Origin of the sequence: Corynebacterium sp. (genome assembly GCF_012838985.1) — a bacterium.
Classification (GTDB): domain Bacteria; phylum Actinomycetota; class Actinomycetes; order Mycobacteriales; family Mycobacteriaceae; genus Corynebacterium.
Genome location: NZ_DUOE01000059.1, coordinates 1 through 7,337, shown reverse-complemented (window position 1 = coordinate 7,337; position 7,337 = coordinate 1). Strand labels below are relative to the sequence as shown.

Below are 7,337 nucleotides of genomic sequence, written 5' to 3'. Positions count from 1 at the left end.
GGGGAGAGGCGGCGCAGCAGGGAGGCGAGGTGGTCGGAGGCGGCGGTGGTGATCGTGAGCTGGTCCATGGCCGTCAGTGTGCGGGGCGGGCGTCGATCTGCCAACCGCGGGGTGCGCCGACCTGTGGATAACTCCGGGTTATCCACATAGTGTGGGTGCCATGAAGATCGGCATCGTGCAGCTGACCAGCGGACCGGATATCGTCGATAATTTGGCTCTCGCCGTCGACGGCCTGCAGCAGGCCGCCGCGCAGGGGGCCCGCCTCATCGTGTTCCCCGAGGCCACGAGCCAGGCCTTCGACACCGGGCGCCTCGACGGGCAGGCCCAGGAGCTCGACGGCGAGTTCGCCACCGGCCTGCAGGAGGCCGCCCGTGAACTCGGGGTGATGGCGGTGGCCGGCATGTTCCGCCCCGCCGACACCGTCGAGAGGGACGGCAGGACCATCAACCGCGTGTACAACACCGCGCTCATCACCGGCCCGGACGTCCACCGCGGATACGACAAGCTCCACACCTTCGACGCCTTCAACTACCGCGAATCCGACACCGTCAAACCCGGCGAAGAGCTGGTGACCTTCGACGTCGACGGCACCACCGTCGGTGTCGCCACCTGCTACGACATCCGTTTCCCCACCCAGTTCCAGGACCTCGCGCGCGCCGGGGCGCAGGTCATCGTCGTGCCGACCAGCTGGATGGACGGCCCCGAGAAGCTCTACCAGTGGCGCACCCTCACCGCGGCCCGGGCGCTCGACTCGACCTGTTGGATCGTCGCCGCCGGCCAGGCCCGCCCGGGTGGCGAGGCCGAGGCCGGGCAGTCCAGCGGCCCCACCGGCATCGGACATTCGTGCGTGGTGGGGCCGACGGGGCGTCGGGAAGCGGAGGCCGGCTACGGACCGGAGGTCATCGTCCTCGACCTCGACCTCGAGCAGGTGACCAGGGCGCGGAAGACGCTACCCGTCCTGTGACGGCCAGTCCTCGGTGTTCTCCCAGGCCTCGGCCTGGATGTGCGCGGCCGGGGTACCGCCCTCGATGAGCTTCCCGACCGTCTCCCGCACCCCCTCCGCATCCCCCACCACGAGGACGTCCCGGTCCGCCCACGCCCCGTAGGAGGCGACCAGCTCCCCGACCTGCCCCGTCTGCTGCAGGTGCAGGCCGTAGGGCGGGCGGGAGAACTCGGTCGCGCCGACCCACCACGTGTCCGTGGGGTGCTCGACGACGGGCACCACCGACAGCCACGGACTCACCAGCGAGAGGTTCCACAGCCCCATGAGGTCGTAGAGCTCGCCCGGGTACTCCGCCGCGAAGAACAGGTGCACGCGCGGACGCTCCTCCCAGGTGAGCATGTCGAAGAGCATCGCCCGCAGTGGCGCCAGACCCGTGCCGTGCGCGATCATGAGCACGTCCCGCTCTCCCGTGACCCGCAGTTCGCCGCGGGGCTGGCCGAACATCCAGTAGTCCCCCGGCCGGGGGGTGGCCAGGAGCTGGGAGATGTCCGAGTCCTCCAGCACCCGGATGTGGAACTCCAGCTGCCCGAAGGGGTTGCTCGGCAGCGCCGGGGAGAACATCCGCCACACGCCCGGCAGGTAGGTCGAGTTCACCGGCAGGTGCTGTCCGGGGAGGTAGGGGATGGGCACACCCGCCTCGAGGCGCACCACGCTGATGTGCCGGGTGCGCCGCTGCACGCCGAGGACCTCCGCCGAGTACGCGGGGGCGATCCCCGCCTGGTCGGCCTCCCGGGCAGCGGCGGCCATGACGGTGCACACCGTGTCCAGCGCCCGGGCGGCGGCGTCGGCGTGCGGGGCGTCGAGCGTGCGCAGCCCGTGGCCCAGCGCGGTGGCGAAGGCCGGGTAGATCTCCGTCGGGAAACCGTGCCGACGGTGGTCGCGCCCCAGGTCCCGGATCCGGTCGAGGATCGTCGCGGGCACCGCGCCGGTGGCCGGTGTGCGCTCCAGGACCCAGGCGCAGGCCGGCGCCAGCTCGAGGTGCGTGTGCCGCAGGGAGATGGGGAACACCTGCCGGGACTCCAGCACGTCCAGGTAGAGGCGCTGCTGGACGGCGTCCCGGAACTCGTCGCTGCGTTCGCGGAGGACGGCACCGGTGTCGGACAGGGTCTGCATGGACTCCATTGTGCCAAGGGGTACTTTCCGACGCCGCCCCGCATCCACCCCGATCCGCCCCGGTCAGCCGCCCACAGGGCGGTTGTCTGGACCTTTCCGCCGGTCGGCGCGGCAGGAAACGTGGCTAGACTTGCGGAGACCCCCGCCCCGGAAGGAGACCACGATGATCGAGTTCGACCGCGTCTCCCGGACGTACCCCGGCAGTGCCCGTCCGGCGGTGGAGGATTTCTCCCACCGCGTCGCCTCCGGCTCGACGACCGTGTTTGTCGGGCCCTCCGGGTGCGGCAAGACGACGCTGCTGCGCATGGTCAACCGGATGGTCTCCCCGGACTCAGGCCGGGTCCTGGTCCGGGGTGCGAACGTGGCGGACCTCGACCCGGTCCGGCTGCGTCGCTCCATCGGCTACGTCATGCAGCACTCCGGTCTGCTGCCGCACCGCACGGTGGTGGACAACGTCGCGACCGTCGCCCGCCTCAACGGCACCCCGAAAGGGGAGGCCCGCGCCCGTGCCGTCGAGATGCTCCGCCTCGTCGGCCTGGACCCCGACCTCGGCGGACGCTACCCGGCGGAACTCTCCGGCGGGCAGGCGCAGCGTGTCGGCGTCGCCCGGGGGCTGGTCGCGGACCCGGACATCCTGCTCATGGACGAACCTTTCGGCGCCGTCGACCCCGTCGTGCGCCGGGGCCTGCAGGAGGAGATCCTCTCCCTCCAGGAACGCATGTCCAAGACCATCCTCATGGTCACCCACGACATCGACGAGGCCTTCCTCCTCGGCGACCAGATCGTCCTGCTCGGTGACCGCGGCCGCATCGAGCAGGTGGGGCCGCCGGAGGAGTTCCTCACCGCCCCCGCCAACGACCGCGTCCGTGAGTTCACGGGTGCGGAGGGGCGGGAGTTGAGCGTCGAGAAGCGTGACGGCCGCACCCTCGTCGTCGACCGCAACGGCCGGGTCCGCGGGGTGCTGACATGAGGTGGGGCTGGGCGGTCGACAACGCCGGGCGCATCGGCGAGCTCGCCTGGGCGCACTTCTCGCTGTCGTGGCCGGCGATCCTCGCGTCCTTCCTCCTCGCGTTGCCCATCGGCTGGTTCGCGCAGCGCCACGGCTGGGCGCGGGAGACGATCGTGGTGTTCACGGGGCTGCTGTACGTCATCCCCTCGCTGGCGCTGTTCGTGGCCATGCCGCTGATGCTGGGCACGTCGATCCTCTCGCCGCTCAACGTCATCGTCGCCATGACCCTCTACGGTCTGGCGCTGCAGGTCCGCGCCACCGTCGACGCCTTCGGCACGGTCCCGGGGGATGTCCGGCAGGCGGCGATCGCCACCGGCTACCCCGCGTGGCGCCGCGTCCTGGCGGTGGAACTGCCGCTCGCCGGCCCGGCGCTGCTCGCGGGCATCCGCGTCGTCTCGGCGTCGACGATCTCGCTGGTCTCGGTCGGGGCGCTCATCGGCGTGGCGTCGCTGGGGACGCTGTTCACCGAAGGGTTCCAGCGGTCCTTCCCCACGCAGATCATCGTCGGCCTCGTCGGCACGGTCCTGCTCGCCGTGCTTATCGACGCCGCCCTCGTCCTCCTCGGCCGCCTCCTCATGCCGTGGGCCCGGAGGGTCGGATGAACCAGATCCTGCTCACCTGGGCGTTCCTCACCGACGCGGACCGCTGGCCGCTCATTCTCTCCCGCACCCTCGACCACCTCGGCTACACCGCCCTGGCGGTGGGGCTCTCGCTGCTCATCGCGCTGCCGCTCGGTCTGTGGGTCGGGCACTCGCGCCGGGGCGCCGACGTGGTGCTCTCCGTGGCCGGGGCTCTGCGTGCCCTGCCGTCCCTGGGGCTGCTCACCTGGCTGACGGTGTCGATGTCCGTGGGCGTGCGCATGCCGCTCGTACCCTCCACGATCGTGCTCATCCTCCTCGCCGTGCCGCCCCTGCTGGCCGGCATCGTCGCCGGGATGGTCGCGGTGCCCCGCCAGGTCGTCGACTCCGCGCGGGCCAGCGGCTACAGCGAGGGGCAGATCCTCAGCCGCGTGGAGGTGCCGCTCGCCCTGCCCGTCATGATCGGCGGCTTACGCTCCTGCGTCGTCCAGGTGCTGGCCACCGCCACGATCGTCGCCTACGTCGGACTGTCCGGCCTGGGCCGCTACCTCATCGACGGCCTCGCCCTGCGGGACTACCCGCAGATGCTCGCCGGCGCCGTGCTGGTCACGGGGCTGGCGCTCATCGTCGACCTCAGTCTTGCCCTGCTCCAGAAAACACTGCAACCCCAAGGACGTGTGTCATGAAACTCCGCCTCACCACCACCCTGTTCGCCGTCGCTGCGCTGGCGCTGAGCTCCTGCTCCTCCTCCGACGATGATCCGCTGGCCACCTCCCCGGGAACCGGGGACAGCATCACCATCGGCACCGCCAACTTCCCCGAGTCCGAGATCATCGGCCAGATCTGGGCCGCCGCCCTCGAGGACGCCGGCTTCGACGTCGAGGTCACCTCCGGCATCGGCTCCCGCGAGGTCTACCTCAAGGCCCTCGAGGAGGGCAGCATCGACCTCGTTCCCGAGTACTCCGGCAACCTCGCCCAGTACTACGGCGCCGAACTGGAGGCAGGCACCGACTCCGCCGGTGTCGCCGCCGCGCTCTCCGACGTCCTCCCCACGGGACTCGTGGCCGGCGACGTCGCCGACGGCGAATCCAAGGACTCCTACCGCGTGACCCGCGCACTAGCTGACGAGCACGGCCTGGTCACCCTCGCTGACCTGGGCAAACTCGACCGGGTCCGTATCGCCGCCAACCCCGAGTTCGCCGAGCGCCCCTACGGCCCGCCCGGCCTGGCCTCCGTCTACGGCGTCGACGCGGCGAAGATCTCCGTCGTCCCGATCTCCGACGGCGGCGGCCCGCTCACCATCGCCGCGGTCACCGAGGGGGCGGCCGAGGTCGCCGACATCTACACCACCTCCCCGCTGCTGGACTCCGCCGGCAACGAGGTCGACCTGGTCACCCTCGAGGACCCCGAGCAGCTCATCCTCCCGCAGAACGTCCTGCCGCTCATGCGTGCGGACGTGCTCCCGCAGGAGGCGCTCGACGCCGTCAACGACATCTCCGCGAAGCTCACCACGGACGCCCTCGTCGAGCTCAACCTGCGCAACATCGGGGAGGAGAAGGCCGAGCCGCCGGCCATCGCCCGGGACTTCGTGGCAGACCGGGCCTAGTTCCGGAGAGGCTGTCTCAACCTGTCGAATCTGTCTCCGCCTGCTGCTTGATCACCTGCGGCAACGCCGGGAGCGACATACAGAATCGACAGGTTGAGACAGCCGATCTGCGTGTGGGGTGGCACGGTGACATACTGCGGCCATGAATCAGGTCGGGGGGCCGGTCATCTGCACCGATGGCGCATCCGTGTCAGAACGCAGAAGCATGTACCGCGGAGAGCTCAGAGGCGAGTTCATCAGGCTGGCGCGGGGCCATTTCATCGGGACATCCGTCTACGAGGACCTCGACGAGGACGAGAAGGAGGTCGTCCGCATCGCCGCGCACGCCTGCTGCGCTCCGACAACACTGGTGGTCGGACGCTCGGCGGCACTGCTGTGGGAGCTGCCCGTGGTCGATGAGCCGGAGAAGCGCGCCACCCGTAAGGTGGAGCTGGGTGCCGTCGGCGGCCGGACATCCTCGTCCGGTGCTCTCAGATACCGTTCCCTGCACAGGGTGCACGAGGACGGGGCCGAGACCACGGACACCGATTTCGGCTCCCTCCGGCTCACCGACGTCCTCACCACTGCCCTGGACCTGGCCCGGTGGAGTTCCCTCCGTGATTCCGTCCGGTCCCTGGACCTCGGCCTGCAGACGGGCCAGTTCACCTTCGCGGACATGGACACCCGCGTGGCGGAGATGGCCGGAGTGAAGGGGATCAGCAGTATCCGGCAGGCTGCCCGGCTGGCCTCCGAGGGTTCCGAGAGCCCCGCGGAGACCGACGCCAAACTGCTGTTCCGGGAACTCGGGATCCCCCGGCCCCTGCAACAGGTGGTGCTGACCGGGCGGCGGGGCAGCAGGATCGGGAGGGTCGACTACTTCTTCCCTGATCATGGCCTCGTCCTGGAGATCGACGGTGACGTGAAGTACTCACTCATCGACCCCGGGGACAACTCGATCCGTCTCAAGGAGTACCGGCAGACCCTCGAATACCTGAGGAACGGCCTGCGGTTGATGCGCTTCAGCTGTGTCGATCTGGAGACGGGGTTGGCGTCCGAGACGATCGGGGCGTTCTTCTCCGCGGACGCCGCGCCGGGCCTGGCGTATCCGGGGCATCTCTGGAGGGCCGAGGGCGGTCCGGCGTGGCGGGACTGAACCCCCACGGTGTCCCCTGTCTCAACCTGTCGAATCTGCGTTTCCGCAGAGTCCGCGACCTGGGGATTCAGGGCCGGCGGAAAATAAATTCGACAGGTTGGGACAGCCCCCGTCACCTACTCGATCGGGTACCCCTCCGCGCGGCCCTCACCGGCCGGCTTCCAGCCCAGCGCGGGGGCGACGTGCTCGGCGAAGGCCTGCAGGATGGTCTGGTTGACCTCCACACCCATCTGGTTCGGGATGGTGAGCATGAGGGTGTCGGCGGACATGACCGCGGCATCGGCCCGGAGCTGCTCGATGAGCGTGTCGGGCTCGGCGGCGTAGGTGCGGCCGAAGGTGACCGGGGTGCCCTCGCCGAGGGAGCCGATCTGGTCGCGGCCGGTGGCCTGGAGCCCGAAGAGGTCGCGGGTGCGGTCATCGACGATGGGGAACACTGAGCGGGACACCGAGACACGCGGGGTCCACTCGTGGCCGGCCTCGACCCATTCGGCGCGGTAGCGGGCGATCTGCTCGGCCTGGAGTTCACCGAGGGGCGAACCGTCGGCCTCGGAGACGAGCGTGGAGCTCATGAGGTTGACGCCGTCGCGGGCGGCCTGTTCGGCGGTGGCGTGGGATCCGGCGCCCCACCAGACGCGGCGGCGCAGGCCGGGGGAGTGCGGGAAGACCGGCAGCGGGGTGCCGGGCTGGTACATGCGCGGGTACTGCTCCTCGGCGGGGGCGGCCTCGGCGACGCCGTAGCCGTCGATGGCGGAGAGGAAGCGTTTGAACTTCTCGCGGGCCATGTCGGAGCCGTTGGCCTCGGAGGCGGTGTAGCCGAAGGACTCCCAGCCGCGCTGTGCGGGTTCCGGTGATCCGCGGGAGACGCCGAGAGCGAGTCGGCCGTCGGAGAGGAGGTC

Annotated in this window: 8 protein-coding genes; 6 read left to right on the top strand and 2 right to left on the bottom strand. The window is 70.4% G+C overall.

The genetic code is table 11. The annotated features are described in order from the left end of the window. Nucleotides 1-160: 160 nt before the first annotated feature. Nucleotides 161-964 carry a carbon-nitrogen hydrolase family protein gene (locus tag GXZ33_RS03475; RefSeq protein WP_291339451.1) on the top strand — a complete coding sequence of 268 codons (804 nt, stop codon included), beginning with the start codon at nt 161-163 and terminating at the stop codon, nt 962-964. Here the strand turns inward: GXZ33_RS03475 and GXZ33_RS03470 are convergent. Further along, a complete protein-coding gene (locus GXZ33_RS03470; protein WP_291339450.1) occupies nt 950-2,116 on the bottom strand; it encodes an FAD-binding oxidoreductase in 1,167 nt (388 codons plus the stop codon). The two genes, GXZ33_RS03475 and GXZ33_RS03470, sit on opposite strands and share 15 nt — an antisense overlap. A gap of 163 nt (nt 2,117-2,279) precedes the next feature. Between GXZ33_RS03470 and GXZ33_RS03465 the strand changes: the two genes are divergently transcribed. The 5 genes from GXZ33_RS03465 (at nt 2,280) to GXZ33_RS03445 (ending at nt 6,441) form a co-directional block, all read left to right on the top strand. Then, a complete protein-coding gene (locus tag GXZ33_RS03465) occupies nt 2,280-3,086 on the top strand; it encodes an ATP-binding cassette domain-containing protein (protein ID WP_291339449.1) in 807 nt (268 codons plus the stop codon). Further along, nucleotides 3,083-3,727, top strand: a complete 645-nt coding sequence (locus tag GXZ33_RS03460; RefSeq protein WP_291339448.1) for an ABC transporter permease — start codon at nt 3,083-3,085, stop codon at nt 3,725-3,727. The genes GXZ33_RS03465 and GXZ33_RS03460 overlap by 4 nt, the downstream gene beginning before the upstream one ends. Continuing rightward, nucleotides 3,724-4,389, top strand: a complete 666-nt coding sequence (locus GXZ33_RS03455) for an ABC transporter permease (protein WP_291339447.1) — start codon at nt 3,724-3,726, stop codon at nt 4,387-4,389. The genes GXZ33_RS03460 and GXZ33_RS03455 overlap by 4 nt, the downstream gene beginning before the upstream one ends. Beyond that, nucleotides 4,386-5,309, top strand: a complete 924-nt coding sequence (locus GXZ33_RS03450) for an ABC transporter substrate-binding protein (protein WP_291339446.1) — start codon at nt 4,386-4,388, stop codon at nt 5,307-5,309. The genes GXZ33_RS03455 and GXZ33_RS03450 overlap by 4 nt, the downstream gene beginning before the upstream one ends. A gap of 205 nt (nt 5,310-5,514) precedes the next feature. After that, nucleotides 5,515-6,441, top strand: coding sequence for a hypothetical protein (locus GXZ33_RS03445; RefSeq protein WP_291339445.1), 927 nt, complete (start codon nt 5,515-5,517; stop codon nt 6,439-6,441). Nucleotides 6,442-6,557: 116 nt separating this feature from the next. On the opposite strand, the gene GXZ33_RS03440 is transcribed toward GXZ33_RS03445, so the two are convergent. Then, nucleotides 6,558-7,337, bottom strand: a 780-nt coding sequence (locus GXZ33_RS03440) for an LLM class flavin-dependent oxidoreductase (protein WP_291339444.1), incomplete at its 5' end; no start/stop codon positions are given.